The organism is Clostridium sp. AF17-21AC, assembly GCF_003461365.1.
In the GTDB taxonomy this organism is placed as follows: Bacteria; Bacillota; Clostridia; order Lachnospirales; family Lachnospiraceae; genus Coprococcus; species Coprococcus ammoniilyticus.
This window is the reverse complement of the sequence record NZ_QTWY01000001.1, coordinates 509,238-528,309: the sequence shown is the minus strand read 5'-3', so window position 1 is coordinate 528,309 and position 19,072 is coordinate 509,238. Positions and strand designations below refer to the sequence as shown.

At 40.7% G+C, this 19,072-nt stretch carries 13 protein-coding genes; 4 read left to right on the top strand and 9 right to left on the bottom strand.

Features of this window, described 5'->3' with window-relative positions:
• Positions 1-18: 18 nt before the first annotated feature.
• The gene (locus tag DWW85_RS02375; protein WP_021944366.1) at positions 19-1,797 is read right to left on the bottom strand and encodes a mutS domain V protein; all 1,779 of its coding nucleotides are present in this window, start codon (positions 1,795-1,797) and stop codon (positions 19-21) included.
• Positions 1,798-2,089: 292 nt separating this feature from the next.
• On the opposite strand from DWW85_RS02375, the gene DWW85_RS02370 reads away from it, so the two are divergent.
• Positions 2,090-2,506 carry a hypothetical protein gene (locus DWW85_RS02370; RefSeq protein ID WP_117807382.1) on the top strand — a complete coding sequence of 139 codons (417 nt, stop codon included), beginning with the start codon at positions 2,090-2,092 and terminating at the stop codon, positions 2,504-2,506.
• Positions 2,507-2,583: 77 nt separating this feature from the next.
• Here the strand turns inward: DWW85_RS02370 and DWW85_RS02365 are convergent, their stop codons facing one another.
• From DWW85_RS02365 to DWW85_RS02355, 3 genes are read right to left on the bottom strand one after another with little or no spacing between them, the layout of a single operon-like run.
• Positions 2,584-3,510: a hypothetical protein gene (locus DWW85_RS02365; RefSeq protein ID WP_117807381.1), complete on the bottom strand. Its 927-nt coding sequence runs from the start codon at positions 3,508-3,510 to the stop codon at positions 2,584-2,586.
• Positions 3,511-3,516: 6 nt separating this feature from the next.
• A complete protein-coding gene (locus tag DWW85_RS02360) occupies positions 3,517-4,407 on the bottom strand; it encodes a TPM domain-containing protein (RefSeq protein WP_117807380.1) in 891 nt (296 codons plus the stop codon).
• Complete coding sequence (locus DWW85_RS02355) at positions 4,408-5,394, bottom strand: hypothetical protein (RefSeq protein WP_117807379.1); 987 nt, start codon at positions 5,392-5,394, stop codon at positions 4,408-4,410. It lies immediately after the preceding gene.
• A gap of 256 nt (positions 5,395-5,650) precedes the next feature.
• Between DWW85_RS02355 and DWW85_RS02350 the strand changes: the two genes are divergently transcribed.
• Complete coding sequence (locus DWW85_RS02350) at positions 5,651-5,902, top strand: chorion class high-cysteine HCB protein 13 (RefSeq protein WP_117785440.1); 252 nt, start codon at positions 5,651-5,653, stop codon at positions 5,900-5,902.
• Here DWW85_RS02350 and DWW85_RS12650 read toward each other — a convergent pair.
• Entirely contained in the window at positions 5,899-6,063 is a 165-nt protein-coding gene (locus DWW85_RS12650; RefSeq protein ID WP_173783371.1) for a hypothetical protein, read from the bottom strand. The genes DWW85_RS02350 and DWW85_RS12650 overlap by 4 nt on opposite strands.
• A 109-nt stretch (positions 6,064-6,172) precedes the next feature.
• Between DWW85_RS12650 and DWW85_RS02345 the strand changes: the two genes are divergently transcribed.
• Entirely contained in the window at positions 6,173-6,784 is a 612-nt protein-coding gene (locus DWW85_RS02345; protein WP_117807378.1) for a hypothetical protein, read from the top strand.
• A 77-nt stretch (positions 6,785-6,861) separates the two neighbouring features.
• Positions 6,862-7,119, top strand: coding sequence for a hypothetical protein (locus tag DWW85_RS02340; protein WP_117807377.1), 258 nt, complete (start codon positions 6,862-6,864; stop codon positions 7,117-7,119).
• 218 nt (positions 7,120-7,337) lie between these two features.
• On the opposite strand, the gene leuS is transcribed toward DWW85_RS02340, so the two are convergent.
• The 4 genes from leuS to DWW85_RS02320 all read right to left on the bottom strand — a co-directional run bounded on the left by leuS (position 7,338) and on the right by DWW85_RS02320 (position 19,063).
• Positions 7,338-9,755 carry a leucine--tRNA ligase gene (leuS, locus tag DWW85_RS02335; protein WP_021943381.1) on the bottom strand — a complete coding sequence of 806 codons (2,418 nt, stop codon included), beginning with the start codon at positions 9,753-9,755 and terminating at the stop codon, positions 7,338-7,340.
• A gap of 91 nt (positions 9,756-9,846) precedes the next feature.
• Positions 9,847-10,404, bottom strand: coding sequence for an elongation factor P (gene efp, locus DWW85_RS02330; protein WP_044946272.1), 558 nt, complete (start codon positions 10,402-10,404; stop codon positions 9,847-9,849).
• Positions 10,405-10,619: 215 nt separating this feature from the next.
• Complete coding sequence (aroE, locus tag DWW85_RS02325; protein ID WP_117807376.1) at positions 10,620-11,981, bottom strand: shikimate dehydrogenase; 1,362 nt, start codon at positions 11,979-11,981, stop codon at positions 10,620-10,622.
• Between the two features lie 227 nt (positions 11,982-12,208).
• Positions 12,209-19,063 (bottom strand): DUF5057 domain-containing protein, encoded by a 6,855-nt coding sequence (locus DWW85_RS02320; RefSeq protein ID WP_117807375.1) that lies wholly within the window; start codon positions 19,061-19,063, stop codon positions 12,209-12,211.
• Positions 19,064-19,072: the final 9 nt, after the last annotated feature.

Genomic DNA, 19,072 nt, shown 5'->3' with positions numbered 1-19,072 from the left:
TCGTTTTGTCAGTATTTACTAATCAAGTCCTGCCATATGAAGGATTGCCATCGCATTTGTCGTTGTACATCTGCCATCCTTCTTCTTATAATCAAACTTTAACTGATCACCTTCATAGTACTCCTCAAAATGATAATTTGCTGCCGGCACTCCGCTCTCACTCTTCAGCTCACACAGTTCAAAATCGTGCGTAGATACAAGTGTCATGGAATGATCATCCGACAGCTTTCGGATCACCTGGGTTGCTCCTACAATACGGTCTGCCGAATTTGTACCTTTAAATATCTCATCGATCAGACATAACATCGGCATTTCATTCTTCTTATATTCAACCATCGACTTGATCCGGAGTATCTCTGCATAAAAGGTTGATATACCATTACTGACATCATCCGTCACGCGCATGGATGTAAATATCTTCATGTAATCTGCATGCATTTTCTCTGCGCATACCGGAGCTCCGGCATATGCAAGGATCAGGTTGATGCCAAGGGTTCGTAAAAATGTTGTCTTGCCGGACATGTTAGAACCGGTAATGATCGTAGCTCCCCCTTTAAAGGCTGCATCATTTGGAACTACCTTCGACGGATTGATCAACGGGTGACGCAAATTTTCTGCTGATACTTCTACTTTCTCATGTCTTGTCACCTCCGGATAGGACACCTCTCTGGTACGGGCAAGTACTGCAAAGGATAACAATTCCTCCATTCTTGAAATCGCATGGATCCAGTCCTTCACCTGACTGCCATACTGGTCTCTCCACTTATCCATCATAATTCCAAGATGAAAATCCCATAAAAACAATCCACATAATACCTGATGTACGATTGGATTATAACGGATATTGAATGCTGCGCTGATACGCTCCAGCTTCTTTACAGCATTCAGTGCTCCGGAATCTGTAGAGATTGTATTCTTGATATCATTCAACAACTCTGAATCAAATGTTTCACCGGAGACCAGTTCAAACATCCGGATATAGTCATTGATCACATATCCAAATGAGATCATCGGCATAACCGCCTGTCCTGCAACACCTGATGTGATCCATGCAAACAGCAAAACTACAAAAAAGGAGATCAGGGAATATCCCAGATTGACTTTTCCCATAATACCCAGAATCAGAAGCACGATCGTTATCAACGGAAGCAGAAAACGAAGCACTTGGAAAATCTCCGGTATATGATCATCACTGGTACAATAGGCAACAAATTCATCGGATGAATATTTTTTCTTCTTTCCGGTTTCTGACTTCACACACAATGTCTCAAAGTCCATGGAGAAGTCATGCTTCTCTGCAAGCTCCTGTATCGCGATCTGACGTTTCGTTCTGTCCTCTGCCGCAAATTCAGGCTGTCTTAACGTTTCAGCAAGCATCTGCCTGCCATCCTCTGTTCCTGCCACACAGATAAACTGATAGATGGAATTCTTTCCCATAATATCCAGATCCTTTGCTACAAGATCATCATCGGTCAGATACTCGGAGCCATCTTCTGCGAACTCCTTCCAACTATCATCATAACGTTTCATATACCGCTCATATACGATCACCTTTGCTTTCGTATATTCCAGTTCCTCATTCAGCTTACCATGCCGGAACACCAGCAGTACAAAAATAACGACAGCCACGATACCTACTGCAAGAAACGGTATATTGGAATCATATAGTCCGACGATCAGTCCGCCCAGCATCACAAGGAACATCAGGAACCGGATTGTACCAATATTGGAATAACTATGTTCCAGCTCCTTCTGTCTCTTTTTTAAATCTTCTAACTCTGTCTTAAATCGACCCATTTTTCTTCCCCCTCTGATCTCTGCTATTTTTATTTGTTCTTAATTTTATCTTCATATATGTCCTTTCAATCCTCTTCCAGGAAAATTCTCACGCTGATCAATATACGATCATACATCTTTCAAAACTATAGCATACTTCATCTTATCAGGCAAATGTTAAAAGTTCGTGAAATCTGCCTGCATTCCCTTTTTGTTTATCATTGTTTTCTTGCTTTTTCCGTGTATACATATTAAAATTATGGAAACGTTATTTATAACGACTTTACATCATATATAAAGGAGATTATGTATTATGGGAAAAGGTAAATTATTCAAAGCCGCTGCTACGATCGCTGCGATCGGCGGTGTTTGCTATGTATTCCGGGATAAGATTAAAAATTCTACTGTATACCAGTCATTGGATATGGATGACAAGGTAGAGAAAGTAAAAAATACGATTAAAGAAAAAATGCCTGCAAAGGAAGAACCGGAGCGTAATTATTTCTCTTTAGATGATGCTCCTGTGGAAGGAACAATCGATCAGCAGTCAGAAAACACCTCTGACATTTCGGCAGATAATGCCAAACCGGAGGGAACAGAACATTCCACTGAAGAAGCAGCCACTGTTACAGAAGAAACTGAAAGCCCGATTCTTTATGAAAATGAAGGCTTATCCGATGTATCAGAGGATCTCGATGTGATCGAAGAACAGGACAAACTGGATGTATAAGCACATCACCAAATGATTGCTTTGCAGTATAGCTATTAAAAAACGGGGCAGACCCAGTAACACTCCACTGTGTTATCCTATCTGTCCCGTTTTTTCTTTTGTATATATGGCAATATTGTATCCAGGATCTTCTCATCATGAAAATCATGCTCAAATATTGTACCATTTGCATTTGAAATGATCAGCTTGTACACATCCCGCGGCGGCATCCATGGCAGTATTTTCTTTGTTTCCTTATGCCGGGAAACCACATCGATATCCCGCAGCACAATGATATCCGTCCGGAATGGTGTCCAGATTACCAGATATTTTCTGGTCACATAACAATTTCCTGTTTCATATACCAGTGCATCATGCAACTGACGGTTAATATCTCCTGTTAACAGCTTCTTGTCACGATATCCTTTCATCTGACGGATCTGTGGATGCTTCCATGGATAAAACCAGTATACAATTCCCTCAATGATCGATAATATAATCACTGCAAATGCAATGATCAACGCTGCCTTTACGATCATATAAAATGTCTTTGGATAATCCACCTCACTGATCAGATAATCGTATGTGATAGTCTCTAACTGCTGCTGTTCGATTCCTACACTCTCCGCACATTCTGACAATATATAGTTATATGCCGCAGGATCCTTCTTCAACTGTCCCTGCACCAGATAATCACAGATGATCGTCTCATCACTGTCAAGCAGAACAACCATAAATTTACCATTTACCCAGACATAATAATAACCGCCTACCCGTTCTCCATCTATCTCATAATCGTATCCCATATAGGTCAGCTTCTGAAACCGCATTTCTACATTAGTGGTGCCTGCGTCATATAAGACTCCTAATTGCTGCGGATCATCCACATGATAAAAATCCAGATTATTCAACAGATGAAAATGCCGCATACCGCTAACGATCAGCAACATGATCACGATCGTAGGCAGTAATGACATTCCTGTATTCTTTAATAATAATATATTTAACTTCTTGTTCTCTAGCATTTCGTTTTAAAAATGGCTTCCGCCACCACCGTGGCTGCCGCCTCCTCCACCGCTGCTGCCGCCTCCGCCGCTGCTGGATGATTCGATCTTAACACTGGTAACTTCCTTGCGGACAAATATATCCCTTCTGTCCAGTACCTGCACATTTCCATTTACATATGTATTCAGATTAGTTGTCGTTTCGCCTGCCTTCTTTGACATATTCGTTATAAAGAATATAGCTCCACAGATCAGCACCAGAATCACAATATAAAATGGGGGAATCTTCAGACCGCCACCACTGGAGCTCTTCATACACTGTACCGCCCCCTGGATCATAGTTGCAAACCCCTTCTCTGCATCCTCTCTCAGGTACTTGCCACCTTTCTCTGTTAGGCTGGATGCTTTGGAATCACTGATCCTTGCTCTGACTCTTGTTCCTGTTGTGCTCATCCATACATCACCAGCTTCATAATTTGCAGCTATAATGATGCTGTCGCTTGGTACATAGCCATCGCTGGTGCTCCGGTTACTTTGTGGGTTGTATTCCCAGTTTTCCCAACCAAAGCGTTCCTGCTCACTGAAACTCTTGGCAACTGTCTTGATTGCCTCAAATTCTTCATAATAAGTATCGTCCATATAAGTACCGAACATACTCTGTGCCTGTGCATTATCGATCGTCATTACAACGATATCCATGCCTGTTTTGTCTTCCCATTTTGCAATCTTTTTTTCCAGTGACCGTTCCTCATTGCCTGTCAGTTTATCTGCATAATCAAACACACGCTGATCTGTCCTGCATTCCGTATTACTCCGTGCATCATGCTTCAGATTGCTGTTTGAAACGATCAGTCCCATGATCATAAATACAATACCGATCGCAAATAATATAAGAACTGTTATCCTGAATTTTTTCATTTACAACACCTCCAGAAGCATAGCAATTCCACTGGCACAAGCCGCAACCGATGCAGCAAATGCTGCTGTCAGTCCGATTGCACGGCTGACACTTCTTGGCGGAGTTCCAACACACTTTCCAGTCTGACCATTTACATAAAACATGTAATTCTGTCCTTGATACCGGTATTCATAAATCCACACCGGCATCAAAGCAAATTTATTTCCAAGCAACTGATTATTGGCATTCATGTTTTTAGTCAACAACGAATGATATCCGCTGGCTTCACTTTTTGCCCACTCCATGGATGTATCGTTGATCTTTTTAACCGCACGTCCGGATAACTGATCTGGGGTATAATTATAAACCTCTGCCTCAAAGCCTGACATGAACTTATTATCATGCTTTAACAGCGCATCATATCCATAAGGCTCCATCAGGTCCATAATTCCATCCGGCATCTCGACTGATGCATCAACCGGAATTCCGTTGTATTTGATATGCAATTTCCGGTATACATCAAAATAAGATGTCTCCGTGTATCTCGTATCTCCGGATGTCCATGTCCGCACCTTCGTACCTATTGCGGTATAATCAACATTGGAATCAAAATCATATATCCAGAATGGAACATATACTCCGCGAAGCTTTTCCAGTGTCTTTGTCGATAAAAAGTCCGCTGGCAGGAATAACTTCTTTCCAAATTCTTCCTTTAGTTTCTCTTCTGCAAGACGTTTTGAAAACTTAAATGGCAGGATCATATCCGGTCCATACGGATACACCACAAAGTCATCTCTGATCAGAAATGTACCACAGGCTGGACATTTTCCTGCTGAACCATATTCATTCCGATATGTGATCTGTGATCCGCAGGACGGACAGATCATCGGTGTCTCCGACGGTATACTCTGCTCACAGTCACTTCCGCCACAGCTTAGACATTTCATATGTCCACTTTGTGGATCAAATACAACATTTCCACCACAGTTTACACATTTATAAATCATACTGTTATCTCCTCCTGTTTTTACCCCTTTATAAGCGCTTTTGCGTTCATTATTTCGTGAGCATGTTGGCTCTCTTTCGCTCATTATTTCGTGAGCATAGCTCACTCAATGCATTCGAAAAATCGCCCTTGCAAGCAAGCGATTTTTCATCATTATATCATATCTATGGTTTTTTCGTATATTGTTTTTGTATTTTTGTCACATTTGTCTTTCCCCGGAATACTCTATAGCATAAAGAAAATTGGAGGTATTTACCATGAGTGATTTATCAGCAACACAGTGCGGTTGTGGAAAAAATGGAATGTTTGGTTTTGGTGGAGGCAGCAGCTGCTCTTGCATCATCATCCTTCTTCTTCTCTTCTCCTGCTGCGGAAATGGTTTTGGAAATGACTGTGGCTGTGGCGGCGGAAGTAATGGCTGTGACTGCATCTGGATCATCCTGATTCTCCTTTGCTGCTGTGGTGGATGCGGCAATGGAAATGACTGCGGTTGTGGCTGTGGATGCTAACAGCAACCATTCCCTTTCATTTCAAAATGATGCGGGAACATATGAAATGCGATCAGTGACCATTTCACCAATATAACAAGCATGCTACCGGAATTGTCCCATGCCTTACCGCTGGCAGTTCCGGTTATTCTTGCAGCATCCATTTTCTGTTTATTATGCATAATTACACCTGACTATTCATAAATAACACTATGAAACTTATAACAGAAAACGGGTAACCGGCTAACCATCCGGAAACATCCGTATCACAGTACTCATAAGGAGGTTTCCATGAATCAGATTCCACACTCCCATCCACTTGACAAATTAATATCGGATGACCGTCTGTTTCTTCTGGAAGCAATCCTACCCTTTGTGGAAGGACCTATGCGCATGCCACTCGTTATCTATCTGAAAATGATGGAACTCCAACAGATCATGCGTGTGATCAACAATCAGTCCTATATCCGTCAGTGTGATTTCAACCGTGATCTTCATAATCAAAATGATATTCTGGCATCGCTGGCCCAGTGTGGCTTTCCGGATATCGCCGATCAGATGAAAAATATGCAGCAGGCAATGAATATGATGCAGGTTATGAATGCCATGAACCGGACCGATTCTGAGTTTTCGGATTTTCAAAGCATTTTCCAGTCTTATGACCAAACCGTTCAAGCTGAGCCGGATAACACATCTATATCCACAGATACAGAATATACAAATAATAATCCGTCCATACAGGGGAACAGAACAGATGAGAAAATTCACGATTCCTCCACACATGAAAACACGAAAAATACCAGTACGACTGATCAATCATTATCCCAACATAGCGACAATTCCATAGATCACATCATGCAGTTGTTACAGGAATACGACACGAACACCCGGTCTGCAACCTGACCGGTCATTATAGATTATAAATACATATAACCGGAATCAAAATAAATCCTATAAAACAGAAAGGACGATCCATTGCCATGAATCAATTTGAAAACGATCCCCGTCTGAAAAACCTTATGCCCCTGAAACGTCAGATTATTCTGGAACTTGCAAACGGTTCCCACAATGCTACTATGGAACAGATGCTTCCTCAGATCATGCAGTTAAACCGGGAGCTTCAAAAACGTAATCTTTCTTTCTCAAAAGAGGAATCCAAGCTCATCATGGATATTATGATGGAACAGGCTTCCCCTGCTGAACGCCAGAAGATCGCCATGTTCCGTAATTTCCTGTAAAATATAAATAAGCAGCTTTACCTGCCTTGCAGGCACACTGCTTATTTTGTATTTATATTTATGAAATAATATGATTTCTACGTTCTTCGAACTCCCGAAATCATCCCACAACATGCGCATTCCGAGCATCCGCTCTACATGCTTATGTTGTTTTTTCCGTCAAATAAATAAGCAGCTTTGCCTGCCTTGCAGGCACGCTGCTTATTTGCTTGACAGATTTATTTCATCACAATGTTTACAATTCTTCCCGGTACATAAATTTCTTTTACGATATTGCCGGTCAGCTTGTCTGCGATAGCTTCTTTTGCCTTTGCAATAACATCATCCTTTGGATCAGCCTTATTGATTGAAAGAGTTGCTTTCATCTTACCATTGATCTGAACTGCAATCTCTACTGTAGACTCAACGGTCTTTGCCTCATCAAATGTTGGCCATGATGCCTGATAAAGATATCCATCGTAACCAAGAATACTCCACATTTCCTCTGTGATATGTGGTGCAACCGGATTCAATAATGTAAGGAGTGTCTTCATCTCACCCTTTGTCACTGCATTCTTCTTATAGAAATCATTTACAAGTGCCATCATAGCAGCAATAGCTGTATTATACTTCAGATTCTCAAAGTCAGTTGAAACCTTCTTGATCGTCTGATGCATCTTTGTCTCCATATCCTTAGAGTAAGCATCACCATCTACTACGATATCCTGCAGTTTCCATACTCTCTCAAGGAAACGACGACATCCCTTTACACCATCATCTGACCATGATGCAGCAAGATCAAAGGCTCCAATGAACATCTCATATGTTCTTAATGTATCTGCACCATATGCATTTACAATATCATCCGGATTTACAACATTTCCTCTGGACTTACTCATCTTCTCGCCATTCTCACCAAGGATCATACCATGGGAAGTACGCTTCTGATATGGTTCCGGTGTAGGAACAACGCCCTGATCATACAGGAATTTATGCCAGAATCTGGAATAAAGCAGATGAAGTGTTGTATGCTCCATACCACCATTGTACCAGTCAACCGGCAGCCAGTATTTTAATGCTTCCTTGCTTGCAAGTGCCTCTGTATTCTTTGGATCCGTGTATCTCAAGAAATACCACGATGAACCAGCCCACTGAGGCATGGTATCTGTCTCACGCTTTGCAGGACCTCCACAACATGGGCACTTCACATTTACCCAATCCGTCATAGCTGCAAGTGGAGATTCTCCATTATCCGTTGGCATATAGCTCTCTACCTCCGGAAGCATCAGCGGAAGTTCACTTTCATCAAGAGGTACATAGCCACATTTATCACAATGAATGATCGGAATTGGCTCGCCCCAGTATCTCTGACGGGAGAAAACCCAGTCACGGAGCTTATAATTAACTTTTGCCTTACCGATTTTCTTTTCTTCCAGGAACTCGATCATCTTCTCTTTTGCATCTTTTACCTGTAAACCATTTAAGAAGCCGGAATTGATCAGAACACCTGTTGCAACATCTGTAAATGCTGCTTCATTGATATCTACTTCTTCTCCATCCTTTGCTACAACCTGAATCAGCGGCAGATTGAATTTCTTTGCAAATTCCCAGTCTCTTTCGTCATGTGCAGGAACCGCCATGATCGCACCTGTACCATATGACATCAGTACATAATCGGATACCCAGATCGGGATCTCTTTCTCATTTACAGGATTGATTGCTACCAGACCATCAATAGCTACACCGGTCTTATCCTTTGCAAGCTCAGAGCGCTCAAAATCAGACTTTCTGGCAGCCTGCTCTCTGTAGCTTTCGATCTCAGACCAGTTCTTGATCTCATCTTTATATTTATCAAGCAATGGATGCTCCGGTGATACAACCATATAGGTTGCTCCAAATAATGTATCACATCTGGTTGTGTAGATACGAAGCTTATCTTCTTTTCCTTTGATCTGGAAATCCACTTCTGCACCTGTAGAACGTCCGATCCAGTTCTTCTGTGATACCTTCACACGCTCAATATAATCAACAGTATCGAGACCTTCGATCAGCTTATCTGCATATTCTGTGATCTTTAACATCCATTCAGATTTGACCTTACGGACAACCGGTGCACCACAACGCTCACAGACACCATTTACAACTTCCTCATTTGCAAGGCCAACCTTACAGGATGTACACCAGTTGATCGGCATTTCTTTCTTATATGCCAGACCTGCCTTGAATAACTTCAGGAAGATCCACTGTGTCCATTTGTAATATTCCGGATCCGTTGTATTGATCTCACGATCCCAGTCAAATGAATATCCAAGGGAATGAAGCTGTGCCTTAAATCTTGCTACGTTATTCTTTGTTACTTCCTTTGGATGGATCTTGTTCTTGATCGCATAATTCTCGGTCGGAAGTCCAAATGCATCCCAACCCATTGGATAAAGAACATTATAGCCCTGCATTCTTCTCTTTCTGGCTACAATATCGAGTGCTGTATATGGTCTTGGATGACCAACATGAAGTCCCTGTCCGGATGGATATGGGAACTCAACTAATGCGTAATATTTTGGTTTACTGTAATCATCTGTTGCAGCAAAAGCCTTGTTATCATCCCAGACCTTCTGCCACTTCTTCTCAACAACTTTATGATTATATGCTGTTGCCATGTCATTTCCTCCTGAAAAATGTTTGTAAAGTGTAATAGGAGCCTAATCATATATGACCAGCTCCTACTATCTCTCTTATATTCTGATCGAATTAAACTCTTGAAAGATACTCGCCTGTACGTGTATCGATCTTGATCGTATCTCCTTCATTTACAAATAAAGGAACATAGAGTGTTGCTCCTGTCTCAACTACACAAGGCTTTGTAGCACCTGTAGCTGTATCACCCTTTACACCAGGCTCGCACTCTGTGATCAGTAATTCTACAAATAATGGTGGCTCTACACCAAATACAGAACCATTATGGGAAACAAGCTTACAGATCTCGTTCTCCTTAACGAACTTTAATGCATCTCCGATTGCTGCTTTATTCAATGGAATCTGATCGTATGTCTCCGGATCCATGAAGTAGTAAAGATCACCATCATTGTACAGATACTGCATATCTTTTCTTTCGATATGAGCCTTCTCGCACTTCTCTGTTGGACGGAATGTCTTTTCTACAACACCACCACTCTTGATATTCTTAAGCTTTGTTCTTACAAATGCAGCACCTTTACCAGGCTTTACATGCTGGAACTCTATAATCTGATAAATATTTCCTTCAAATTCAATCGTAACACCATTTCTGAAATCACCTGCTGAGATCATCTCTGCCATAATTTTCTTTTCCTCCTTAAGATATGAACTTCTTGTGACATTTTATAATATTCTACAGAATATTTCAACTACTTTTTACCAATTCACGGATTCCCGGACGATTGGTGGCCGTGATATGTCTCTTTCATAAGTCGCTTACGCTCTATTATTTTAAAAACAAAACATTGCGTATTAGTTTTTGCTTTTAATTAAGTACATAGTTTATACTATATTTTGCTTATTATTTCTTCCACTATATGCTCAGGAGTCAATTCTGTGACAGGGATTGTCAGATCTGCCGCACGTTCATATAACGGGGTGCGGTAGGTTAAGAGATCGCGTACCTTATGTTCCGGATTTCCGCCTGCCAGAAGTGGTCTGGTGTTGTCACCGGATAATCGTGATATGACTTCTTCCGGAGTGATCTGTAAATAAACGACTGTTCCAAGAGTTGCAAGCTCTACAGCATTCTCTTCTCGAAGCGGAAGTCCTCCGCCGGTCGAAAGTACCGCGTGTGTCAATGACGTATTTAATTCTTTTAATGTATCTGTCTCCAATTGTCTGAAATATGCTTCGCCCTTTTTACTGAATAATTCTGCGATCGTACAGCCACATTTTTCTTCTATATACTGGTCAGTATCTATAAATGTATATCCATATTTTTCAGATAAAAGCTGTCCAACTGTTGTCTTTCCGGATCCCATAAATCCTGTCAAAATAATATTATCCCGTGTTTTTTTCAACAGTTTCTGATAGATCATATCTGCTGTTTTCTCATCCACCGATATATCATTCCACAGTTCATATGCAATTATTCCTTGATATAACAGCATCTTCAGACCATTATAACTCTTTGCTCCTGCCTGTCTGCACAAAGACATAAATCTGGTACAGAATGGTTTATAGATCAGATCAATTCCCACTGATACCATCTGGTAAAATGCCGGATCTTCAATTATCACCTCATCAATATGCGGATACAGGCCCTTTGAAGTTGACTGGAATACAATATATTTTTTCTCCGGAAGTTTGTGATAGTCTTGAATGCTCATAGCAGTCATATTCTGCTTTCCAAAGAAATCATTCATATGATCTGCGATTGCCTGTGCTTTCGATACCGTACGGTTTAAGATATATACATGTCCTGCTCCATTTGCCCCACACATATAGGCTACAGCCTTTGCAGCTCCGCCAGCTCCTAAAATAATGACATCATGCGCATCAAGTTCTACTCCATAAGATCTCACCTCACGAAGAAGCCCCAGCATATCCGTATTATAGCCTTTATATCCATTTTCTGTCCGCACCAGGGTATTAGCAGCACCGATCGCCTGTGCCCCTTCATCCAGCTCTGACAAATATTTCATAACCTCATTCTTATGCGGTACAGTCACATTTAAGCCCAGAATATTCAGTGCATAAGCTCCTTTCACTGCCTCTCCAAGGTCTTCTGCTTTTGTGTGAAATGGTACATACACATTATTTAGTCCAAGTGTTTCACTTAATGTATTGTGGATCAGCGGCGACATTGTATGCTCTACCGGATCTCCTAACAGACCAAGCGTTCTTGTCTTTCCATCTATCATCATTTACCTCTTCTCCTTATGATCTGTCTTAACCAAAATGGCTTATTTTTTTCTCTTTCTTCCGCTCATATACATATGTCCTCTCACCGCATTATGTAATAAAAAGGAAACATTAACATAGTAGCATCTTCTGTTTGTTCTTACAAGAATTATTCCAAATATACAGAAATAAGGCGGACATTACTGCCCGCCTTGTAATATATAAGATTGTTTGTCAATTCTTATATTTGTTAAGCCAATACAAATTTTTTCGTATAAGCTACATCATTTGCTGCAACCTGAATTGCACTATCTGATTGTGTCAGATTGAACAATGGATCAGATGCTTTTACCTTGATCATTGTATAGATCGGTTTTGTCTTACCATTGTAGTATACTTCTACAACTATGTAGGTGTAGTTTCCACCATATGGTGCGAACAGTTCATCTGTTGGCTTCAGGTTATTGGAATCTGTAAACTTATCCTTAATCTGTATCTTCTTTGTCGATGCACTATCTTCCACAATGCCTGCTTTTTCCTTATCGGATGCCGGTGTATTCCAGATCATACGATCTGTACCCTCTGCATATGCTGGACGATTGTTTGCCATATCTGTATCATCATAATCCAGATCATAGTATACGTTAATTGCATCCACTGTTACATCATTTGGAACATTGATCTTGAAGTCGAATTCCGGTGATGTTGTCTTATCTGCTACTTCATCCAAATATACGGTCTTACCAATTGACTCAGATATCTCTTCGTCCTTTGCCATTTCTTTCTTGAAATCTGTATCAGGATCATAAACATATAATGTAGGTTTTTCCTTTACTGCTTCTGCACTGTTTACAATAACGTTGATGAAGAGCTTTCTTTCATCATTATTTCTTGTTGTAGGACCTGTAACCGATCCATGACCGGCTCCACAGTATGTAATTGCTCCGTTACCATAAGATGTTGTGTAGATGTAGTAGTTCTCCATTCCATCATATGGATCTGCTGCATACAGGGATGATCTCTTCTTCGCATCACTTGAGTTGTTAGAACCTGCCAGTGTATACCATACAGTTACATCGCCTGCTTCCAGATCAAGTGCATATACCTGCTGATGTGTACCTGAAATATTCAGGGAATCACCAATCTTGTATGGATACAATGTGATCAGACCTTCATTTAACTGTTTTGCCTTTACAGTCTGTGAATTTGCTGACTGATCAGCTGTTGATGATGCTGACCATGCTGTCGCACTCTGGAAATCACTCTGTGCATATACATATGGTAAGGTGTATGTTGCACCACCGCCACCATTCTTATCATAGTACAAACTGGTCATTGACAATGCACTTACATACATTCCAATGTTTCCAACCTTGTTATAGCTGGATGCGATCTGTGTCATATTAGCATTAATACTGTTTACAAGACTCTTTCCTGCGATTGAATTATTTACATATGGTGTAAGATAATACAGGTCAGCGTCCTCCGACTTGTATGCCAGTGATGTATTCTTGTCTGAATACGTTGGCTTGCCGCCCTCCTGATAAATGTATCCTGAGGTTCCAGCCTTTGCTTCTGTCTTTGTAAAATATCCGGTATCTACACCGCCCCAGTCGTTGATATATGAATATTGGTCATATGTTACTGCATCCTGATAAATATATCCTGTGGAACCTGCTGTAGCTGCCTTCTTATAGAATGTACGGCTATATCCTGCTGATACATCCATATAAACCTTATCTTTTTCCCAGCCATTCAATGGGCCCTTCCAGTCATGCGTTGTTCCGTATGTTTCCGGTTCATAAATATATCCATCTTCTGTCAATGTACCCTTTACCATTCCGGCCGGAGTACCTGATGAATTCTGTTTTGTATAGATATATCCATCCTCTGTCAATGTACCCTTTACAAGACCTTCCTGCGTAACACCTGTTACATATCCATCATTTACGACCTCATATGTATTGGCATTATTTGTAAGATCTACATGGAATCTGTTCATTCCAACAATATCAAGTAATGACTTTGTCAGATTAACAGCACCTGCATCTGCATACGGTGTCATTGTGTCATGGAAGAAGAATAAATCTCCACCATTTGATACATAATCCAGAATGTATTCACAAGTACGCTGCTTCAAGTCTACCTTGAATCCACCAAAAGAATCGGATGGACCAAGAACCAGAATTGAATACTGCTTCTTCATGAAATTTTTACCATAAGAACGTCTTAAATCTTTCTTATACACATCTAATGCATCTAATTCTTTATCCTTTGCATCTCTGTACTTCTCATACAGTTCTACAAATTCACTGCCGAACATTGTAGATGAAATCTTTCCGCTGGCAAATGTAATATCTGTATTTGTACTGTATACAGGCCAGAATACCATATAGTACTCACCGGTATCGATCGTATAATTAAGGAGATCGATCAGGTCACTGTTTGAAACAGATGACTTGAAACCACCAAGGAACGTATTATAAGTACCTCTTGCTCCATAATTTGTAGAACCTGTATATGTGCCCTGTAAGGACTGAATAGCACCCTTGATGTAGCTATCCAGGTCTTCTTTTGGCTTAACGGTCTCAGATACATATTTGTTATAAGCTGCCAAAGCAATTGTTGCATCTGTTGCATACTGCTTCTTGTTTCTACCTTCTACTGTACCGCCATTCTCCAGCTTATCTGCCTCTTCTACCCAGGTATCCAGACAGTCATATGTGTCTGCCTGATTATCCTTTGTTGTAAAGGCAGCTTTATCAGCTGAAGCTACTACCATATCAAGACTGATATCGTAATCCTCTGCTAAGGTATCTGCAAAATTTGAAAGATAATCATCATTACCCTTCTGTGAACCATAGAACAGATCTGTGTCATATGGAACGATACCAAAACGATTCTCATGACGTCCCAGACATTTATACTGTGCAACATCTGCTGTATCAAGTGCTGTCTGATTTGCATAGGTGTTATACTTCAGAATCTTATGTGCTGTCTGTGACTGAATATCAAAGTACAATGTATCTGTTGCTCCCCAGGATGTTGCTCCCTGTCCTTCTGACATGGTCTGAACCTGTAAAACATTGATATCACTGATTCCGTCTGTGTTGTTTACGATCTTGCAGATACCACGCTCTTCTGCAATGATATTATCCTTACTATCCATAATAAGGATCTGCCAGTATGCAGAACCGAAGAAATCCTGATCCAGTGCAACATTTACTGTCTTATTCTTTACTGCAGAACCGGATGTTCCTGTTGATGTATCTATATCACCTGTTACATAATAGTCAATCGTCTTATCATGATCAAACTGTGTATTCTTATTCTTGTCAATACAGATTGAATATTTATAACTCTTTTCCGATCCTGCTACAGAGAAGGTAAATGATAAATTGGTTGTCTTCAGATATGTGCTTGTAATACCCTCTGAATATTCAACCGGTGCACTTGTAACTGTAAGACGCGCTCTTGATGTAGACTGTTTAACAAGATTGTTAATCGCTGCATTTGTATCCTCTGAGAATACTGTTGCATACGACTTGATAGCCGTCTCATCTGTTGCATCCTTATACCATGTCTTCTGCTGTGCCTCTGAATCAAGCATTGTCTGCTTTTCAGCAATCTTATAAGTGTACAGTGTATCACCATACTGCTTATTTGAATTATCAATCTTCTGTGTATCGGTTGCATCTACGCCCCATAATACATTTGTTCCTTTGGATCTTCTGTTATTGATCACATTCAAAAGGTCATACATTCTGGATGATGGATCCAGATAGAAGTTCTTTCTTTCCAGCTTGCCTGCATTATACCAGTAGCCCTGACTCTTCTGCGCATCTGTAAGACCATTGCCGTCTGCATCTGTTCCATTTACCTTTTCAAATACCGAAGTCAGTTCATTGCCAACCATGATCGGTCTTCCAAGATTAACGTAAGATACAAGCTCATCATACTTATTCTTTGTCAGGTCATTACCATTTTCAACAACATATGTTGTCTTATACTTTGTTGAGCCAATCACCGGTGTTGCCATAAGCTCAGAACCTGTGATTGATCTTGTCATCTTGTAAGAACCGGTACCACCCATCTCCTTCAGAACACCTGTATGGTAATACATAACAAATGTAGGAATTGCGGATACTAACTGTTCTGCGCTTGGTCCGATATAAGCAAATACACTGGAATCGTATATCTTACTCAGATCTCTGTCCAGAGCGCTGATATCTCCACCGATATATACAAGGTCATATGTAGCAGCGATATCATCTGTCATACCGATCAGTGCCTCTGATGAAACCTGTGTAAGCTCAATATCTGAATATGAGATACCATCGATCGCATATGCAATCTTTGCCTTCGTCAGATCAAAATCATAATACTCACTGCCCGGTGAAAGCTCCTCCACTGCATAGCCCTCAGCTACATCCGATGGAACGGTATAATAATTACCATAGATTTTTTCTCCGTGTGTATTGGTACCATTTGTCCATGCACCGGATCCATTCTTAACCGATGAAGATCTTGCGAGTTCTTCATCAATTGGATAATCCGGCTGAATTTCCAGAACTCTGAATTTATTATCACTGCCTCTTCGGTATACACCGGCATTGATAATATCTGCGATCACCTTTGCTGATGGACTGTTGATAATAATCTTATCTGGATCACCTGATCCACCACCATTATTGTTTCCGGATCCAATACCGTCTCCGGCTTCACTGCTTGCGATTACATACACACCCTCTTCTACTGCTGAACATAACTTCTGGTATGCTGAATCACCGATCTCATCTTTATAATCACCTGATTCAATAAAGATAAAATCATACTCTGTAAAATCAATTACATTCGTTCCTGTAACTTTTGGCAACAGGACATCATTTTTATACTTTTTATACTGAGCATCTACATAAGCATATACCTGTTCTGATGTCTCAAAGATAAGATCATCTGTATATACATCTGTTGTATAGTTTGTCGGATCTGCTGTACACTTGTCTGCATATTCTTTATATTCATCGCAGTCATTTGTGTAGTCGTAAGCACCATCTTTGCTTTCTCCCTTTACAGAAACGATGAAATCATAGCCATTGCTTCCGATCACATAATCCTCGGTAATTGCATCCGGATTCGTTGCCGGATCAGAGCCATCGCCTGTGCCGGTGTTATCGCCTGTGCCGGAATTATCGCCTGTACCTGCATTATCACCTGTGCCGGAATTATCGCCTGTGCCGGTGTTATCGCCTGTGCCGGAATTATCGCCTGTACCTGCATTATCACCTGTGCCGGAATTATCGCCTGTACCTGCATTATCACCTGTGCCGGAATTATCGCCTGTACCTGCGTTATCGCCTGTACCGGAATTATCACCTGTACCGGAATTATCGCCTGTACCTGCGTTATCGCCTGTGCCTGCGTTATCGCCTGATGTATCAGAATCATCTCCATTGTCTTCATATGAAGATGGATCCACTGTTGCCTCCAAAAGAACACTGTAATCATAATCAGCATTTACTTTAGGAAATCCATATTCATATGTATAGATACCTGTCTCTTCATCATATGATCCATTTCCATCTTCACCGGTTGTAAGTTCACATGCCAGAACTGTACCATCTGTATTACCAGCCAGTTTGCTTGCTTCTCCCTTTGGAGTTACAACCAGATAAACAACAGAGCCTGCAAGATCTCCCTTAGACTTGATCGTACCGGTAATCTGCTTTGCAGCAACATCCTGGAAATAAGTCTTAGCAAGATCATTTGCTGTATACTTTGCTCCCTTTGAGCTGTCAACCGCATTTAACAGATCCTTACTCTGAATCTGATAGATATTTGCTCCACTTGGAACGAACTTATAACCCTTACCGGCATAAGCATCACTTGTAAAGTCGCTGTTTGGAGCCTTTACTACTGACTCCCATATCTGTTTCTTGCTGTTATAAACATAATTTTCAGCAGAGCACTGCGGTGCATCATTCTTTGATGCCAGTTCTGAGAACATACTGTTTGATGTACCGTCTGTGATCACCAGAACATTTGCATTATCAAATTTCCATTCATGTCTGGAACCTGATATGCCCTGTGTATTTCCAGATATCTTTGCGTATGCAGAATCGACCTTATCGGTCTTATTATTTAAGAAGTTTTCCATCTTATCATCTGTATACCATTTATAATATCTGTTCTTATTGATATAATCCTTTCCGCCTTCTGTTGCAGAACGTTCAGCAGTCAGAATAAAGTCCGATATTGTCTTTGTGGTATTTGTCATTGGATCTGACTTGTTACCACTTGCTTCTTTATAAAGGACATTGAAGAAACCAGGTTCTACACAGAGAACATTATCTGTTCTTCCCTTTAATGTCTTTGTTACATATTTGTATGCCAGAGATCCCATACGATACTGGTCATTATTACCTGTGATCTTTTCAGGCTCCGCTGTACATAATGCATATCGATCAAAGATGATCGGATGCTTTCCTGCATATACATCCAGCCAGTTATATAAGCTCTCGCTGATATCTGTACCGCCTGCAGCATAATCATTTGCTGTTGTTGCAACGATATAGATAAAATCCGCATTTGCAAGTATTTCCTGTGCCTCTGTACCCATGCCGTTCAGATCACTGACTGTTTTAGTCGTCAACTGAACTGCACCCGGTGCCATATCATCTTTAATATTCTTATAACCATTGAAAACTGCATATCTGAAGTATTCTCCATCATATACATATTTCCACAGATCAGATGTGCCTTTATATCCTGCTTCATCACTGATCTTTCCTGAGTAACCGGAAGCAGTCACAATCTCTGTCATTGATGTATCTGCTGTTGCATAAGATCCCAAACCATCCGGAAGGATCTGAACAATGTGATACTTATCCTCTCCTGTCTTCTTCAGACTGGAATCGTTTGAGTTAAGAATCGCCTGATCAATGTTTGAGCTGCCCACCAATGTTGAACTGCCACTTGTGTCCGCTTCACTTTTTTCAACAGGAGTTCCAGAATTAGCCAACGTAAAGTTTACGAATATAGCACATACTATAAGTGTAAATATTATCGCTACAGATGATAATACTACTTTTCTGTTCTTAAACACTATTTCTTT

What these genes read in the sequence shown, in the direction of transcription:
- DWW85_RS02375 (WP_021944366.1), bottom strand. Translation starts at nt 1,797, where the DNA reads ATGGGTCGATTTAAGACAGAGTTAGAAGATTTAAAAAAGAGACAGAAG.
- DWW85_RS02370 (WP_117807382.1), top strand. Translation starts at nt 2,090, where the DNA reads ATGGGAAAAGGTAAATTATTCAAAGCCGCTGCTACGATCGCTGCGATC.
- DWW85_RS02365 (WP_117807381.1), bottom strand. Translation starts at nt 3,510, where the DNA reads ATGCTAGAGAACAAGAAGTTAAATATATTATTATTAAAGAATACAGGA.
- DWW85_RS02360 (WP_117807380.1), bottom strand. Translation starts at nt 4,407, where the DNA reads ATGAAAAAATTCAGGATAACAGTTCTTATATTATTTGCGATCGGTATT.
- DWW85_RS02355 (WP_117807379.1), bottom strand. Translation starts at nt 5,394, where the DNA reads ATGATTTATAAATGTGTAAACTGTGGTGGAAATGTTGTATTTGATCCA.
- DWW85_RS02350 (WP_117785440.1), top strand. Translation starts at nt 5,651, where the DNA reads ATGAGTGATTTATCAGCAACACAGTGCGGTTGTGGAAAAAATGGAATG.
- DWW85_RS12650 (WP_173783371.1), bottom strand. Translation starts at nt 6,063, where the DNA reads ATGCATAATAAACAGAAAATGGATGCTGCAAGAATAACCGGAACTGCC.
- DWW85_RS02345 (WP_117807378.1), top strand. Translation starts at nt 6,173, where the DNA reads ATGAATCAGATTCCACACTCCCATCCACTTGACAAATTAATATCGGAT.
- DWW85_RS02340 (WP_117807377.1), top strand. Translation starts at nt 6,862, where the DNA reads ATGAATCAATTTGAAAACGATCCCCGTCTGAAAAACCTTATGCCCCTG.
- leuS (WP_021943381.1), bottom strand. Translation starts at nt 9,755, where the DNA reads ATGGCAACAGCATATAATCATAAAGTTGTTGAGAAGAAGTGGCAGAAG.
- efp (WP_044946272.1), bottom strand. Translation starts at nt 10,404, where the DNA reads ATGATCTCAGCAGGTGATTTCAGAAATGGTGTTACGATTGAATTTGAA.
- aroE (WP_117807376.1), bottom strand. Translation starts at nt 11,981, where the DNA reads ATGATGATAGATGGAAAGACAAGAACGCTTGGTCTGTTAGGAGATCCG.